The sequence below is a fragment of the Streptomyces xanthochromogenes genome, assembly GCF_014650455.1.
GTDB lineage: Bacteria > Actinomycetota > Actinomycetes > Streptomycetales > Streptomycetaceae > Streptomyces > Streptomyces xanthochromogenes.
Map to the genome: position 1 here is coordinate 284,220 of NZ_BMUZ01000010.1, position 15,594 is coordinate 299,813.

Below are 15,594 nucleotides of genomic sequence, written 5' to 3' on the forward strand. Positions count from 1 at the left end.
CCGAGGCTGCCTGGTGCGGGCCGGCGCCAAGGTCTTGAGGGGCGCGAGGAACTGCGTGAACGACCCCTACGGTCCGCAGCCGAACCAAAGGGCCCGGGGACGCAGCTTCCGGAAGCCCACCCACCCCCATTCCACCCCCGGAGGGTTGCGGGAAGGGGCGGGGAGGGGCAAGACCCCGGAGCCTGGGGCGGAACCCCAGGGGGTTGGCCCCGCCCCCCGAGCGCCCAACCGGGGCGGGGCTACTTCGCGGCCCGCGCCGCCGCCTTCGCCTCCTGCTTGTACGCCCGTACCTTCGCCAGCGACTCCGGCCCGGTGATGTCCGCGACCGAACGGAACGACCCGGCCTCCCCGTAGGGACCCGCCGCCTCCCGCCACCCCCGGGGCCGCACCCCGAGCTGCTTCCCCAGGAGCGCGAGGAAGATCCTCGCCTTCTGCTCGCCGAACCCCGGCAGCGCCTTCAGCCGCGAGAACAGCTCGGCCCCGGACGCCACTCCCGTCCACACCCCGGCCGCGTCACCCCCGTACTCCTCCACGAGGAACCCGCACAACTGCTGGATCCGCTTCGCCATGGACCCGGGGTAGCGGTGCACCGCCGGTTTCTCCTTGAGCAGCTCTGCGAAGGCCTCCGGGTCGTACGCCGCGATCGCCTCCGCGTCGAGGTCGTCGGCCCCCATCCGCCGGGCGATCGTGTACGGGCCCGAGAACGCCCATTCCATGGGCACCTGCTGGTCGAGCAGCATGCCGACGAGCGCGGCCAGCGGGCTGCGCCCGAGCAGCTCGTCGGCCTCGGGCTGCTGGGCGAGCCGAAGGGTTGTGTTCATGCCTCGATGATCGACGGCCGACGACCCCGGCGCACGCGGACACCCCCCGGGTCCCCGGGGGAACGCGGACCGACACTCCCCGCCCCGACATCCCCGCCCCGATACGGGGCGCGGCTCACGTGCCCGCACGTGTCCATCCCACATGTGCGCAGCCCCCATGTGCCCAAGCCCCTGTGCGCGGCCCACACAAGCCGCGCCCCCGCGCCCTTTTCGAGTCGACTCACGCTTTCGTATGACAGACGTACGGCACTCGAATGGCCGAGGCCGGGCCGGGTAGTTCCGACCGGACCATCACGTGCGTACCGGGTACGTGCGTAGCAGCCATGTGCGTACCAAGAGGGGCGACCGCAGTGAGCCAGCCTTTTGTCCTGCCGGATTTCTATCTGCCGTATCCGGCCCGGCTCAATCCCCACCTGGACTCCGCGCGGGAGCACTCCCGTACCTGGGCACGGGACATGGGCATGCTGGAGGGCTCCGGGATCTGGGACCTGGCGGACCTGGACGCGCACGACTACGCGCTGCTCTGTTCGTACACCCACCCCGACTGCGACGCCGAGCAGCTCGCCCTGGTGACGGACTGGTACGTGTGGGTCTTCTTCTTCGACGACCACTTCCTGGAGATGTTCAAGCGAACCCTGGACCGCAAGGGCGGCAAGGAATACCTCGACCGGCTGCCCGCCTTCATGCCCATGGACCTCGCCGACGGGTTCCCCGAGGCGACCAACCCGGTCGAGGCGGGCCTCGCCGACCTGTGGGCGCGCACGGTTCCGTCGATGACGAAGGAATGGCGCGAGCGCTTCGCGATCAGCACCCGCAACCTGCTCAACGAGTCGCTGTGGGAGCTCGCCAACATCAACGCGGGCCGGATCGCCAACCCCGTCGAGTACATCGAGATGCGCCGCAAGGTGGGCGGCGCGCCGTGGTCGGCCGGCCTCATCGAGTACGCCGCGAACGCCGAACTCCCCGCGTCCGTAGCCGGGTCGAGGCCGCTGCGGGTCCTCACCGACGCCTTCTCCGACGCCGTCCATCTGCGCAACGACCTGTTCTCCTACCAGCGCGAGGTCGAGGACGAGGGCGAACTCAGCAACGGCGTTCTGGTACTTGAGACCTTCCTCGGCTGCACGACACAGCAGGCCGCCGAGGCCGTCAACGACCTGCTGACCTCGCGGCTCCAGCAGTTCGAGAACACCGCGCTCACCGAAGTCCCGGCGCTGTGCCTGGAGAAGGGCCTCACACCCGACCAGTGCGCGGCGGTCGCGGCGTACGTCAAGGGCCTCCAGGACTGGCAGTCCGGCGGTCACGAGTGGCACATGCGCTCCAGCCGCTACATGAACGAGGGCGCCGCCCTCGGCCCCTCCTTGTCCGACGGAGTGCTCGGCACCTCGGCGCTCGACGTCTCCGCCCTGTTCGGCCGCCCCGCCGAGGCCCGGCACCGCAGCTTCACCCATGTGCCGCGGCAGAAGGTCGGCCCCTCGTTGCTGCCCGACTTCGATGTGCCGTACCCACTGACGATCAGTCCGCATGTGGACCACGCACGTGTGGAGTCGATGGCCTGGGCGGACCGTATGGGGCTGCTCGACGACATCTGGGACGCCGAGAAGCTGACGGGCTACGACTTCGCCCTCTGCTCGGCGGGGCTCGACCCGGACGCGACACCGGACGAACTCGCCCTCAGCGCAGAGTGGTTGACCTGGGGAACCTACGGTGACGACTACTACCCGCTGGTGTACGGCAGGCCGCGCAACCTGGCCGGGGCGCGGGCGGCCACCGAGCGGTTCTCCGCGTGCATGCCGGTCGACGTGCCCGCCGCGGGCGCCCTGGCCGCGGTGACCCCGATGGAGCGCGGCCTCGCCGACCTGTGGGCGCGCACCGCCGGGCCGATGTCCGTCGAGGCCCGCACGGCCTTCCGCCGGTCCGTCGACGTCATGCTGGAGAGCTGGCTCTGGGAGCTGCACAACCAGGGCCAGCACCGCATCCCCGACCCCGTCGACTACATCGAGATGCGCCGCTACACCTTCGGCTCCGACCTCACCATGAGCCTGTCGCGCCTGCGCCACGCGGGCCAACTGCCGCCCGGCCTCTACGAGAGCGGCCCGATCCGCAGCCTGGAGAACGCGGCCGCCGACTACTGCTGCCTGCTCAACGACGTCTTCTCGTACCAGAAGGAGATCGAGTACGAGGGCGAGGTGCACAACGGCGTCCTGGTCGTCCAGAACTTCTTCGACTGCGACTACCCCACGGCCCTGCGCATCGTGGACGACCTGATGCGCTCGCGGCTGCGCCAGTTCCAGCACGTCATCGACAACGAACTCCCGCTGCTGGTCGAGGACTTCGAGCTCGACCAGAGCGGACGGGAGACGCTCGGCGCCTACGTGGCCGAACTCCAGGACTGGATCGCGGGGATTTTGAACTGGCACGCCTCGGTACGCCGCTACGGGGCCGCCGACCTCCCGGGGAGCCTGCCCCATGGCAGCTCACCCCATACCGCGTCCCGAGGTGGTGTGGCCCCCGGGTGGATGCGGCCCAGCGGGGACGGGACCTCGGCGGACCGGGTCCGGCTGCCGGAGGCCTGGAAGGCGGCGGTCACTGCCACGGCGCCCCCGGCATCGACCCCCTCCGTGACCTCTGGTCCCTCCGCGACCTCGGTTTCCCCGGCGTCGACAGTGCCCTCGGCGACCCCTGTGACCCCTGTGCTCCCTGTGCCCTCGGTGCCGGCAGGGCTCCTGGTGCCCACGGTGGCCGTGCCGTCCCTGCCGGTGTCGGCCGAGTGGTCGCCCACCCTTCCGGCGCCCACAGTGGCGGGAGGCCATGCCTCGTGATCCTCTGATGTGCGGGGGCCACATCCCGGGGCCGGACCCGGCCACGAGGAGGCGCGCGCATGGGACACGACCACGGCGCGCCCTCGGCGGCATCCGGCACGCTCAGCGGCACGTACCGCAACCGGCTGCTGTGGACCATCGGCATCAGCGCGTCGATCACCCTGATCCAGGTGGTCGGCGCGCTGCTCTCCGGCAGCCTCGCGCTGCTCGCCGACGCCGCGCACAGCCTCACCGACGCGGTCGGCGTCTCCCTCGCACTCGGCGCGATCACGCTCGCCCAGCGGGCCCCGACCCCATGCCGCACCTTCGGCTTCTACCGGGTGGAGATCTTCTCGGCGGTCCTGAACGCCCTGCTGCTCGCCGCGATCTTCGTCTGGGTGCTGTACTCGGCGATCCGTCGCTTCAGCGAACCGGTCGAGGTCAAGGGCGGCCTCATGTTCGCGGTCGCGGTGGGCGGACTCGCCGCGAACCTGGTGGGCCTGTGGCTGCTGAAGGACGCGAAGGACAAGAGCCTCAACCTGCGCGGCGCGTATCTGGAAGTGCTCGGCGACGCGCTCGGCTCGGTGGCGGTGATCGTGGGCGGCCTGATCATCCTCTTCACGGGCTGGCAGGCCGCCGACCCGATCGCCTCCATCGTCATCGGTCTCCTGATCGTGCCGCGGACGTACGGGCTGCTGCGGGACGCCCTGCACGTGCTGATGGAAGCCGCCCCGAACGACGTGGACCTCGCCGAGGTCCGCCGCCACCTCCTCGAAGAGCCGGGTGTGGTCGACGTACATGACCTGCACGGTTGGACGGTGACGTCCGGCATGCCTGTGCTCACCGCACATGTGGTGGTGAAGGAGACCGCCCTGGAAGGTGGGTACGGGGAGCTGCTGACCCGGCTCCAGAGCTGTGTGGGGGACCACTTCGACGTGGCCCACTCCACGATCCAGCTGGAACCCGAGGGCCACACCGAGGCCGCGGACTCCCTGCACCGCTGACCGCCCCGCCGTGCGGTCACCGAGCGTGAGCAGCGCTCGGCGCGCGGGTTCGGGCGGGGCTGTCTAGCCTGTTCGGGGGGCTGCGCTTCCTGGAAGGGTGAGTCCATGAAGGGTGAGTCGAAGCTCGCTCGGCGGGCGATAGCGGCCGGTGCCGGAGCGGCCCTGGCCCTGGCCGGGCCCGCCACCGTCACCCGCGCCGACGGACCCGGGCCGGACCTGGGGCGGTTCTACGAGCAGAAGATCGGCTGGGAGCCGTGCGAGCCCACCGAGGGCCAGACCGGTGAACTCCTCGACTCCGTACGGGACATGGAGTGCAGCACCCTCAGCGTGCCGGTCGACTACGCGGACCCCGGCAAGGGCGCCATCGCGCTCGCCCTTGCCCGCATCAGGAGCGCGGCCCACGGCGACGAGCGCAAGGGGTCCGTCGTGTTCAACTTCGGCGGCCCCGGCGAATCCGGGGTGGACGGCCTTGCCGCCTTCCGGGACTTGGCGGCCGGCATCGACAAGCACTACGACCTGGTGAGCTTCGACCCGCGCGGGGTCGCCCGCAGCTCCCCCGTGCGCTGCGGCGGCGAGGACGAGGCGGGGCAGCTGGACGGCGAGGGCCAGGACGCGCCGGGTGCGGGGGCCGCCGCCGTGGCCGAGGCGCAGCGCGTCGCCCGGGCCTGCCACGCCAAGACCGGCCCGGTGCTCGACCACGTGGGCACCATCAACACCTCCCGCGACATGGATGTGTTGCGCGCGGTGCTCGGCGACAACAAGCTCAACTACCTGGGGATCTCGTACGGGACCCGGCTCGGTGCGGTCTACGCGAGCCAGTTCCCGAAGCGGACGGGCCGGATGGTCCTGGACGCGGTCGACACCCTGCGCGGCACCGCCGAACAGGACGCGCTCGCCCAGACCAGGGGGTTCCAGCAGGCCCTGGAGGCGTTCTTCGCCGGCTGCGCCCAGCAGAACTGCGAGCTCGGCACCAGCCCGCAGCAGGTCGCCGCGACCTTCGACCGGGCGGTCGCCAAGCTGGCCGGCGGGAAGACCGTGACCGGCTCCGACAACCAGGACTTCACCGGCGACGACCTGCACAGCGCCGTGCAGTCCGCCCTCTACAGCCAGGCCTCCTGGCCCACCCTGTCGGCCGGCATCGCCGCCCTCCTCGACGACGACCCGACAGTCCTCGCCGCGCTCAACCCGGGCGCGGGCACGGACGACGCGCCCGCGAGCAACTCCGACGAGGCGATGCTCGCGATCAACTGCGCGGACGACCCGGTGCGGCCGGCCGACCCGGCGAAGGCGTACGACTCGGTACAGCGCCAACTCACCGCGGAATCACCGTACTTCGGGCCCGGTTCGGCCGCGCGGGCGGTCGCCTGCGCGGGGTGGCCGGCCGGAACGGACTACATCCGCCGCATCGACCGTCCCGGCGCGCCCAAGATCCTGGTCGTGGGCGGCAAGGGCGACCCGGCGACGCCGTACCCATGGGCGCGGGACACGGCGCGACAGCTCGGGTCGGGTGTGCTGCTGACGTACGAGGGCGAGGGGCACGGGGCGTACGCCGCCTCGCAGTGCGTACGGGCCAAGGCGGACGCCTTCTTCGCGACCGGGACGGTGCCCCCGGAGGGAACCAGCTGTCCGGCGGAGGAGCCGGACGAGTAACCGTCCGGACCGGCGCGCCCGCCCACGGCCGGCCGCCGGAAATTCGCTGGGCCGGGGGCGGGGCGAATGGCACGATCGGTCACATATGGATACTCAGCACATGGTCCCCGAGCCCACGTCGTCCGACCCCATGTCTTCGGCGCCCACATCGCCTGAGCCCACGTCGTCCGACCCCGTGTCTTCGGGGTCCGTATCGCCCGAGCCCACCTCGCCCAGCGCCACGGACTGGCGTACCCGGCCCGAGACCGCGGCGGACGTCGCGGCGGTACGGGCCGTGAACCTGGCCGCGTTCCCCACCGCCTCCGAGGCGGACCTCGTCGACGCGCTGCGCGCCGACGAGGCGTGGATCCCCGGGCTCTCGATCGTGACGGTGGCCCCGGACGGCTCGGTCGCGGGCCACGCCCTGCTCACCCGGTGCCGGGTGGACGGCGCCCCGGCGCTGGCCCTCGCCCCGGTGGCGGTGACTCCGGAGCACCAGCGCACGGGCGCGGGTTCCGCCGCGGTGCGGGCGGCGCTCGGGGCCGCGCGGGAGCTGGGCGAGGACCTGGTCCTGGTGCTCGGCCACCCGGACTACTACCCGCGCTTCGGATTCGCCCGGGCCTCGGCCCTGGGCATCCGGGCCCCCTTCGAGGTGTCCGACGAGGCCCTGATGGCGCTCCGGCTGCGGCCCGAGAGAGCTTCGGCGCCGACGGGCGTGATCCAGTACGCGGCGCCGTTCGGCGTATAGGAACGGCCCCCACATGCGCTGCGGCGGGGCGCTGCGGCGGATGTGCGACGACGGATGTGCGACGACGGATGTGCGACGACGGCCGAGTCGCCCCGGGCCGAGTCGCAACTGCCGAGTCGCCCCGGCCGCCCGGTTACGGCCGCCGTGCCGTGCCGCCCGCCCGGAACTGGGAGTCCGCAGGGCGCCTCAAGGCCCCCAACACCCAGGCGGTGTAACAGTGTTCGGTCACCACATAGACCGGGGTCGGCCCGTCCCGGCACTCCACCACCTGCGATCCGGGTGCGGGCCGGGGCCCTGGATCGGTCCAGTACGGCGGGCGGACCCGGACCGCCGTGAGGGTGCGCGGCACGGGGCAGCGGGCGAGCCGGCCGAACGGGTCGGGAGTGGAGGCGAGCAGGCCCGGTGCGGCGACCAGATAGCCGAACCCCTCCTGGCTGTAAGGGACTTCACCGCGAATCGTGCCCGGGAAGCACTCCTCGACGAACGGGGCCAGCGGGGCCACCTTGATGGTGTCGGTGGTGCGGCGCCGACGGCGGTGCGTCACCCAGGCGGACCCGGCGAGGACCGGTACCGCCCCGACCGTCGTCAGCAGCACGGCGGTCGGCACCCCGCCGGTGACCCACGGCGTACCGAAGGCGAAACACGAGATCAGCAGCACCGAGGCGAGCGGCAGGGTAATCCGCCAGGGCTCCTGAGAGCCCGCCCCGGCGGACCCTGCGGACCCTGCGGACCCTGCGGACCCGGCGGACCCGGCAGATCCGGAGACCTCGATGGACCCGGCCGCCCCGGGGACCCCGGTGGCACGCCGTGCCGAGCAGTACGCGCCGCGCAGACAGGCCACGCCCACGGAGAACAGAAAGAGCGCGGCGGCCAGCGGCAGCCGGTAACCGCCGCGCGGGTCCGCCGTCGTGTACTGGCGCAGGCTCCGGTATTCGACGTATCTGATCTCCCCACGCCAGTACGTGAGTTGAAGCGCGACGCCGGGCCGGACCAGAGCGAAGACGGGGGTGCGGCCGTCCATCTTGATGCGGCGCGGGACCGCGGCGGCGGCCCGGCCCGGCCCGCGCGCGTGCGGGCTGGCCTTCAGCCGCCCGGGCAGCGCCACGGGCCCGTCCTGTGCGTGGCCGAGGCCCAGCCAGTAGTACGTGGAGCGGTGCTGGTGGTCGGCCGCGGTCGAGGTCACCGTGGCCGAGATGGTGTGTCTGCACTCCGTCGAGACCTCGGCGACCGGGCAGTCGCCCGCCGCCGTGAACGCGCGCTCGACGTCGAGTGCGTGGGGCACGGTGACCAGGAGCAGCCAGCCGGCGACGAGCCCGAGCACGATGCCGATCGCCGTGCGGCCGAGGGCGGGCGACCGGTGGCGGGCCGGGGCGGTGGGCGCGTTCATCGCTCGCCGCTTGGGGGCGCGTGCCCCGCGGAAGGGGATGACGGGATCATCATCCGGTCATCGTGAACCCATCCGACCCGAAGTTTCCTCCGTGGAAAGGTGGTTCAGACCATTGGGCCGTCGACTTGGGGCCCGACGGAATCGATCAAGCGGTGGTCGCCGCGCCGGCGCACCCCGGCGCGGATCGGCCCGCCGACCTGCGCGGGTTCACCCATAGGTGTGAGCCGGGCGAAACATGGGCCACTGGCATGTGCGCGTAGGCACTGCGTGCCGCGGGGGAGCGGCGGAGGGCGGGGCGTGGACGCGGTCCGGGCCGGCGGCAACAGACATCGTCGACACCCTGATGTTCCGGGGCGCCCGGTGCGAGAATTCGGTCCACACAAGCCAGCCGTCGACTATGTGCGGACCAACCCGGCACATGCGTTGCCACAGGTCCATCGAGGTCCATCGAGGTCCATCGAGGTGCATTCCCCACATGCACACCACCGTGGTACTCCCCGACTGCGTACGAGCCGCCATGAACGGGCATATGCCTATTCGGCGCTCCCGAGTGAAGGTGATGGGGCCATGTCCGCGGACATGAAGGTGCTACTGGTCGACGACCACGAGGACAACCTGTTCGCCATGGAGAGCATCCTCGCGCCGCTCGGCTACCCGCTGGAGCTCGCGACCAGCGGGGACGCCGCCCTCAAGGCCGCGCTGCACGGGGGGATAGCGGTCGCGGTCCTCGACGTCGTGATGCCCGGCGTGAGCGGCCTGGACGTCGCCCGCTACCTGAGCCGCCTCACCCAGACCCAGCTGATCCCCGTCATCCTGGTGACCGGGATGGGCCAGGACAGTGAACTGGCCGCCCAGGCACTGCACTTGGGCGTGGCCGACTACCTGATCAAGCCCCTTGACCCCTGGGCCTTACGGATCAAGGTCCAGTACCTCTACCGCGCCAGCCCCCTCCTCACGGCCGCCCCGCGGCAGCGCGGCCCCCGCAACCACCCTGCGGAACCGGCTCAACTCCCGGCACGGCGACGCCAGTTGCACCCACCGGAAACCGTCCGCGTCCCGCGCCGGCCGGACGAGCCCCCGCGCTGAGAAGGCCCCGCCCGGGTTCCCGGACGGGGCCTTCCTGTGCCGATCGGGCGGCTTAGGCCGCGGGAGCCGCGGCGGTGACGGTGTAGGCGCCCGGCAGATATCCCGGTGACCGGGTGCCGACCGTGTAGCCGGGCCCGCCCACCACGACGTCGTAGACGCCCGGTGCCACGTCCTGCGTGGTGAGCAGCACGGTGAGAGAGGTGCCGTCGGGGCTGACGGAGACGGCCCGGCTCATGCTGTACGGGCTCGCCGAGCTTCCGTTGGAGGCGAGTTGCACCGGGGTGCCGAGCGTCAGGTCGGTGCCGTGCAGCACCACCTGCTGCGTCCCGGCCGGGCCGCTCGCCGGGCTCACGGAGGACACGTCGGGCGCCTTGGGGTAGCTGGAACAGCCCTGCTGGCAGACCCCCTGCATCGTGTACTCGACCGGGGTGGACGCCGATCCCGCGCTCACCACCATCACGTACTCGCCCGCTTCGGCGGAGGAGCCGGTCAGGCAGTCGAAGCTGAAGTCACCGACGTTGTTGCCGAAGCACTGGTACGCGTAGTCGGTGCCGGTTCCGCCGAAGCGGGTGTTGCTCAGGAGGCTCACCGACGGCGTGCCGGTGGTGCTGTTGTCGGCGCCGTAGACGGAGAACCGCTGCGAGGGCTTCATGGTGACGACGGCGCAGTACGCCGTCGCCGACTCGGTGAAGACGCCGCCGCGCACGGAGAACCCGTCGGGCGAGACCGAATTGGCCGTACACTCCGGCGCCCAGCCCGCCGCCGTACCGATGCGCCAGGTGTCGAGATGCGCGTCGATGGGCGCATCGGTGTATCCGAGAGCCGTGGCGAAGACGACGTAGGACGTCGACCCGGTGGCGCGGCAGGAAGAGCCGCTCTGCGTCATGCACACGATCGTGCCGGAGGCGTCGGCCACACCCAGCTCGGCGCCCGTGCCCCAGGCGGCGGTCGGAGTGCGCACGCCGAACCAGAACTTGTCCGTCGACGCTCCCTCGACGCGCACGCATCCGCTGTCCAGCGCCGAGCCGAAGGTCAACCCGGTGGACGTGCCGCCGACGGCGAGCGACTGGGGGGCGGCGCACGTGGCCGTCGGGGAGATGTCCCGCCGGACCAGGTGGTACGTGTCGGGGCCGCCGGTGCCGACCAGCGCCGCCGTGTAGGCCACCCCGGGCCGGAACGCACAGGTGGTCGTGGAGCTGACGCTCGTCCCGCACACCGCGTTGCCCGCGCCGTCGTACACCCGCACCGAGGCGTTGACCCGGTTCGCCGTGTTCGTGTAGTCGAACATCTCGGCGGCGGAGTGGTCGCCGACGCCAATGGCCAGGCACGACGTCCGGTGCTCCGCCGTGAGCGCCACTTCGGTGCCCGGTGAACGGCCGAACGGCGTCTGCGCCCAGGTGGTGCAGCCGGTGGCGTCGCCGGTGCGGTGGATCGTGACCCGGTACGCGCCCTTGGCGGGCCCGGCCAGCACCGCGTGGAAGGGCGCGGTTCCGGTCAGCCGGCAGACGCCGAAGTCGTAGTCGGAGCCGCACTGTTGGACGCCCTTGGCGTCGAAGACGGTCACATCGGGGTCCGCGCCGTCGGCGGGCGGGCTGTCGACCAGGTAGAGGCCTTCCCCGGTGGCCGTCGCGAGAGTGCGGCAGAGCTGCTGGCCGGCGCCCTTGAAGGTGCCCGTCGCGGGCCCCGAGGCGAAGCCGTCGTCGCGCGCGGCGGTGCAGCCCTTCGTCTGGTCCGTGGCGTGGAAGGCGATGCCGAAGGCGTCCGAGGCGTCGCCTGCGTCGCGCGCCCAGACGTAGTCGCCGGCCTCCAGGGTGCAGGGCTCGGTCGGGGTGGCGGGGCACACCGTCGTGCCGTCGGGCCGGTAGAGCCTGCCGGAGACGGCGGAGGCGGTGCCGACCGGCGAGAACAGGTACGGCCCGGTGGCGGGCACGCGCAGGGTGCGGCAGCGCGTCGTCGAACCCGTGCCGGGAACCGTGCCGTACGCCTGCGGCTGTACGACGGGGCAGCCGGCCGGCTTGGACAGGCGAGCGGTGGTGAGGCCGTAGGTGACGCCCGTGGCGTACGGCTGGTTCAGCTGCACACGGAACGGGGCGGTGCCCTTCAGCGCGCAGTCGATGTCGGCACTGCCCGTCTGACGGGTGGAGCAGACCTGCGCCCCGGTGCTGTCGTAGACCGTCGTGGTCACCTGTCCCGTGGATACATGGGCGCGCAGCACGTCCCCGTCGGCCATGGGCAGGATGTAGCAGCGGCCCGCCGAGCCCGCGGCGAGGGTGCCGTCGAAGGTCTTCGGCGCCGCGAGCGAGGTGTTGGCGGCGGCCACCTTGGTGCAGGAGGTGCCGGAGAGCAGCGTGGTGTACGCGACGGAGAAGCCGCCGCTGCCGAAGACGTCGGTGAACGACAGGGTGTACGTGCCGGCCGTCGCCGTCCGGCACCGCGCCGGTCCGTATCCGTCGGGCTGCTCGCAGGAGGCCGCGGAGCCGTCCGGGGCGGTCAGCTTCGGGTGCTCGGCCTGGTTGTCGGTGGAGACGACCTGGACCAGGACCACGTCGTTCGGCCGCGCCAGGGCGACCGTGAAGCTCGCGCCCTGCGCCGGCCACTGCGCGCAGGTGTACACGGTGTCCGGTGCGAGCGCTCCGGAGCAGACGTCCGGCGTACCGCTCCGGCCGATCTGCCGTGCGGCGGCCGCGTGCTGCTGCCCGGCCGTGTCCTTCTGTGGCGTGTCCTTCTGTGGCGTGGCGCCGGGCCGGACGCCCTTGCCCGTCGCCGCCTCGGAGGCCGGACGCGCCTCGGAACGGTCCTGCGCGGCCGGGGCCTTCCCGCTCGACGCGGCCGACACCGGGCTCGCGGCCGGCACGGGAACGGCGGCCGGCATGGGAACGGCGGCCGCCGCCGCGGTGCCGGTCTGTCCGGCGAGCGAGGCGACGACGGCGACGATCAGAGCCACGGACGAGACGACGCCCGAAGCCACGGGTCTCTTTCTCTGCCGCTCGTAGCGGCTGCGCAGTTGCACCATGTGGTCCCCCCCCTGGGAACGAAGAACTCACCCCTGTTGTGCACAGGAGTGCCGATCGGGCGGAGTGTAACGAGGGCGTCGGACAGCCGTTCGACCTTTTTCCGGCCCGCCCCCAGGGCCGGCGGCGCGGCCGCCCCGGACATGGCCGCCCCGGACACGGAGGAGCCGGAACACGGAGGAGCCGGAACACGGAGGAGCCGGAACACGGAGGGGGTCGGGAAGTTGGGAGAGCCGGAACACGGAGGAGGCCGGGAAACAGGAAGGCCGGGATCTGGGGTGAGCACCTGGGCCCGGAGAAGGCCCGACCATGGGGATGCCCCGGACACGGAGAAGGCCCCGGCCGGTTTCCCGGTCGGGGCCTTCAACATCGTGCCCGGTGAGGCACTGGCGGAGGATACGAGATTCGAACTCGTGAGGGGTTGCCCCCAACACGCTTTCCAAGCGTGCGCCCTAGGCCACTAGGCGAATCCTCCGCGGCAAACAATACAAGACGTTGAGGGGTGCTCGCGAACTCGTTCCCACCTCGGGGATCAGGTACCCTGTGCGGAGCCCCTCACGTGGCGCTATCTGACTGAACTCCCCCAGGGCCGGAAGGCAGCAAGGGTAGGTCGGCTCTGGCGGGTGCGTGGGGGGCGCCTTATTTTGTGCGGCGCGGGATGCCCGTTCCCCTTGCGGGCGGGGCCGGTTCGGCCGGGGGGCCCGGGACGGGCCGTCGTCGGCGGGCCCGGTTGTCAGTGGGCCCCGATAACCTCGTATGCGTGTCGTCCCTTGCGCTGTACCGCCGCTACCGCCCCGAGTCGTTCGCCGAGGTCATCGGGCAGGAGCATGTCACTGACCCGCTGCAGCAGGCGCTGCGGAACAACCGGGTCAATCACGCGTACCTGTTCAGCGGGCCGCGGGGCTGTGGCAAGACGACCAGTGCTCGCATCCTGGCCCGCTGTCTGAACTGTGAGCAGGGGCCGACGCCCACCCCGTGCGGGGAGTGCCAGTCCTGCCGGGACCTCGCGCGCAACGGGCCGGGTTCCATCGACGTGATCGAGATCGACGCGGCTTCGCACGGTGGTGTCGACGACGCCCGTGAGCTGCGCGAGAAGGCCTTCTTCGGCCCCGCCTCCAGCCGCTACAAGATCTACATCATCGACGAGGCCCACATGGTGACCTCGGCCGGCTTCAACGCCCTGCTGAAGGTCGTCGAGGAGCCGCCGGAGCACCTCAAGTTCATCTTCGCCACCACCGAGCCCGAGAAGGTCATCGGGACGATCCGCTCGCGTACGCACCACTATCCGTTCCGGCTCGTGCCGCCCGGCACCCTGCGGGACTACCTCGGCGAGGTCTGCGGGCGCGAGGGCATTCCCATCGAGGACGGGGTGCTGCCGCTCGTCGTGCGCGCCGGCGCCGGATCCGTGCGTGACTCGATGTCCGTCATGGACCAGCTGCTCGCCGGCGCCGCCGACGACGGTGTGACGTACGCCATGGCCACCGCCCTGCTCGGCTACACCGACACCTCACTGCTCGACTCCGTGGTCGACGCCTTCGCGTCGGGCGACGGCGCCGCCGCCTTCGAGATCGTCGAGCGGGTCATCGAGGGCGGCAACGACCCGCGCCGCTTCGTCGCCGACCTCCTTGAGCGGCTGCGGGACCTGGTGATCCTCGCGGCCGTTCCGGACGCGGGCGAGAAGGGGCTCATCGACGCCCCGGCCGATGTCGTGGAGCGGATGCAGGCGCAGGCCTCCGTGTTCGGCGCGGCCGAGCTGAGCCGGGCCGCCGACCTCGTCAACGCCGGGCTCACCGAGATGCGCGGGGCCACCTCGCCCCGGCTCCAGCTCGAACTGATCTGTGCCCGGGTGCTGCTGCCCGCCGCGTACGACGACGAGCGCTCGCTGCAGGCCCGCCTCGACCGTCTGGAGCGCGGGGTCAACTTCCAGACGGCGCCCGCCGGTGCGCCCGCCATGGGGTACGTGCCTGGGCCCGAGGCGCATGCGCCGATGCAGGGCGGTCCCGGTGGGCCCGAGGGGGCTCGGGCCGCGGTGCGGGGTGCGGGGGCCGGGGGGCCGGGGCCGATGGGCGGGCCCGCCCCGTCGCAGCCGCCCGCCCCGTCGCAGCCCGCCGCCCCGATGCCGCAGGCGCCCGCACCGCAGCCCGCTCAGCCGCAGCCCGCTCAGCCGCAGCCCGCCCAGGCCGAGCCCCGGCCCGTACAGCAGGCGCCCGCCGCTCAGCCGCAGCCCGCCCAGCCCGCCGAGGCGAGCCCCGCCGGGGCCTGGCCCTCGGCCGCCGCGCCCGGGCAGAGCGGTGGCCAGCGCCCGGGTGCCTGGCCCGGAGCCTCCGCCGCCGCCCCCTCTGCGGGTGCCTGGCCCACGGCCGCCCCCGCGCCGGCCGCACCGGAGCCCGCTCCGGTCGCGCAGGCCGCCGCCCCGGCCCCCGGCGGCCAGGGCAACGCCATGCAGGTGCGCAACATGTGGCCGGACATTCTGGAGGCCGTCAAGAACAAGCGGCGCTTCACCTGGATTCTGCTCAGTCAGAACGCGCAGGTGGCCGGCTTCGACGGCACCACCGTGCAGCTCGGCTTCATCAACGCCGGGGCCCGGGACAATTTCGCGAGCAGCGGCAGCGAGGACGTGCTGCGCAGTGTGCTCTCCGAGCGGTTCGGGGTGCAGTGGAAGGTCGAGGCGATCATCGACCCGTCGGGCGGCACCCAGCCCCCGCCCGCCGCGGGCAACTTCGGCGGCGCCGCCACCCCCCGGCCCCCCGCCCCGCCCGTCCAGCAGCCGCAACAGAGCCAGCAGCCTCAGCAGAGCCAGCAGTACCAGCCGCCGCAGGCGCCCTCACCGGCACCCCGGCCCGTATCTACGGCCCCGGCCTCGCCCGCACCCCAGTCGCCGCGGCCGCCGCAGGCCAGTGCTCCCGTACGCCAGGAGGAGCCCCCGCCGCCGCCGGTGCGGCTGGAGGACGACGTTCCGGAGGACGACGATCCGGACCTGGTGGACAACGCGCTGTCCGGCCACGACCTGATCGTGCGCGAGCTCGGGGCGACGGTGGTGGAGGAATATACGAACGAGGGCTGAGCGTCCGCCTGGTGACCCGCACAAGGATCACGCCCTCCCGGCGGCT

Annotated in this window: 9 protein-coding genes, 1 tRNA gene and 1 other RNA gene; 7 read left to right on the forward strand and 4 right to left on the reverse strand. The window is 72.4% G+C overall.

Annotation, left to right across the window (positions count from 1 at the left end):
* Positions 1-239: 239 nt before the first annotated feature.
* Complete coding sequence (locus IE267_RS26155) at positions 240-821, reverse strand: HhH-GPD-type base excision DNA repair protein (RefSeq protein WP_161252646.1); 582 nt, start codon at positions 819-821, stop codon at positions 240-242.
* Positions 822-1,171: 350 nt separating this feature from the next.
* Between IE267_RS26155 and IE267_RS26160 the strand changes: the two genes are divergently transcribed.
* The 4 genes from IE267_RS26160 (at position 1,172) to IE267_RS26175 (ending at position 7,000) form a co-directional block, all read left to right on the forward strand.
* Positions 1,172-3,640, forward strand: a complete 2,469-nt coding sequence (locus IE267_RS26160; RefSeq protein ID WP_229861420.1) for a terpene synthase family protein — start codon at positions 1,172-1,174, stop codon at positions 3,638-3,640.
* Positions 3,641-3,699: 59 nt separating this feature from the next.
* Positions 3,700-4,623: a cation diffusion facilitator family transporter gene (locus tag IE267_RS26165; RefSeq protein ID WP_189764905.1), complete on the forward strand. Its 924-nt coding sequence runs from the start codon at positions 3,700-3,702 to the stop codon at positions 4,621-4,623.
* Between the two features lie 105 nt (positions 4,624-4,728).
* Positions 4,729-6,273: an alpha/beta hydrolase gene (locus tag IE267_RS26170; RefSeq protein WP_189764906.1), complete on the forward strand. Its 1,545-nt coding sequence runs from the start codon at positions 4,729-4,731 to the stop codon at positions 6,271-6,273.
* A gap of 175 nt (positions 6,274-6,448) precedes the next feature.
* Positions 6,449-7,000, forward strand: coding sequence for a GNAT family N-acetyltransferase (locus IE267_RS26175; protein WP_229861421.1), 552 nt, complete (start codon positions 6,449-6,451; stop codon positions 6,998-7,000).
* A 133-nt stretch (positions 7,001-7,133) separates the two neighbouring features.
* Here IE267_RS26175 and IE267_RS26180 read toward each other — a convergent pair whose 3' ends face one another.
* Positions 7,134-8,387, reverse strand: a complete 1,254-nt coding sequence (locus tag IE267_RS26180) for a hypothetical protein (RefSeq protein WP_189764907.1) — start codon at positions 8,385-8,387, stop codon at positions 7,134-7,136.
* Positions 8,388-8,954: 567 nt separating this feature from the next.
* On the opposite strand from IE267_RS26180, the gene IE267_RS26185 reads away from it, so the two are divergent.
* Entirely contained in the window at positions 8,955-9,473 is a 519-nt protein-coding gene (locus IE267_RS26185; RefSeq protein WP_189764908.1) for a response regulator, read from the forward strand.
* 52 nt (positions 9,474-9,525) lie between these two features.
* Here IE267_RS26185 and IE267_RS26190 read toward each other — a convergent pair whose 3' ends face one another.
* Together IE267_RS26190 and IE267_RS26195 are read right to left on the reverse strand one after the other, a co-directional pair.
* On the reverse strand, positions 9,526-12,486 hold the full coding sequence (locus tag IE267_RS26190; protein ID WP_189764909.1) for a hypothetical protein: 2,961 nt from the start codon (positions 12,484-12,486) through the stop codon (positions 9,526-9,528).
* A gap of 385 nt (positions 12,487-12,871) precedes the next feature.
* Positions 12,872-12,959: transfer RNA gene (locus IE267_RS26195), tRNA-Ser, on the reverse strand.
* Positions 12,960-13,031: 72 nt separating this feature from the next.
* Between IE267_RS26195 and ffs the strand changes: the two genes are divergently transcribed.
* Together ffs and IE267_RS26205 are read left to right on the forward strand one after the other, a co-directional pair.
* Positions 13,032-13,126, forward strand: an RNA gene (ffs, locus tag IE267_RS26200) — signal recognition particle sRNA small type.
* Between the two features lie 118 nt (positions 13,127-13,244).
* Positions 13,245-15,548 (forward strand): DNA polymerase III subunit gamma and tau, encoded by a 2,304-nt coding sequence (locus IE267_RS26205; RefSeq protein WP_189764910.1) that lies wholly within the window; start codon positions 13,245-13,247, stop codon positions 15,546-15,548.
* The last annotated feature ends 46 nt before the right edge of the window (positions 15,549-15,594 follow it).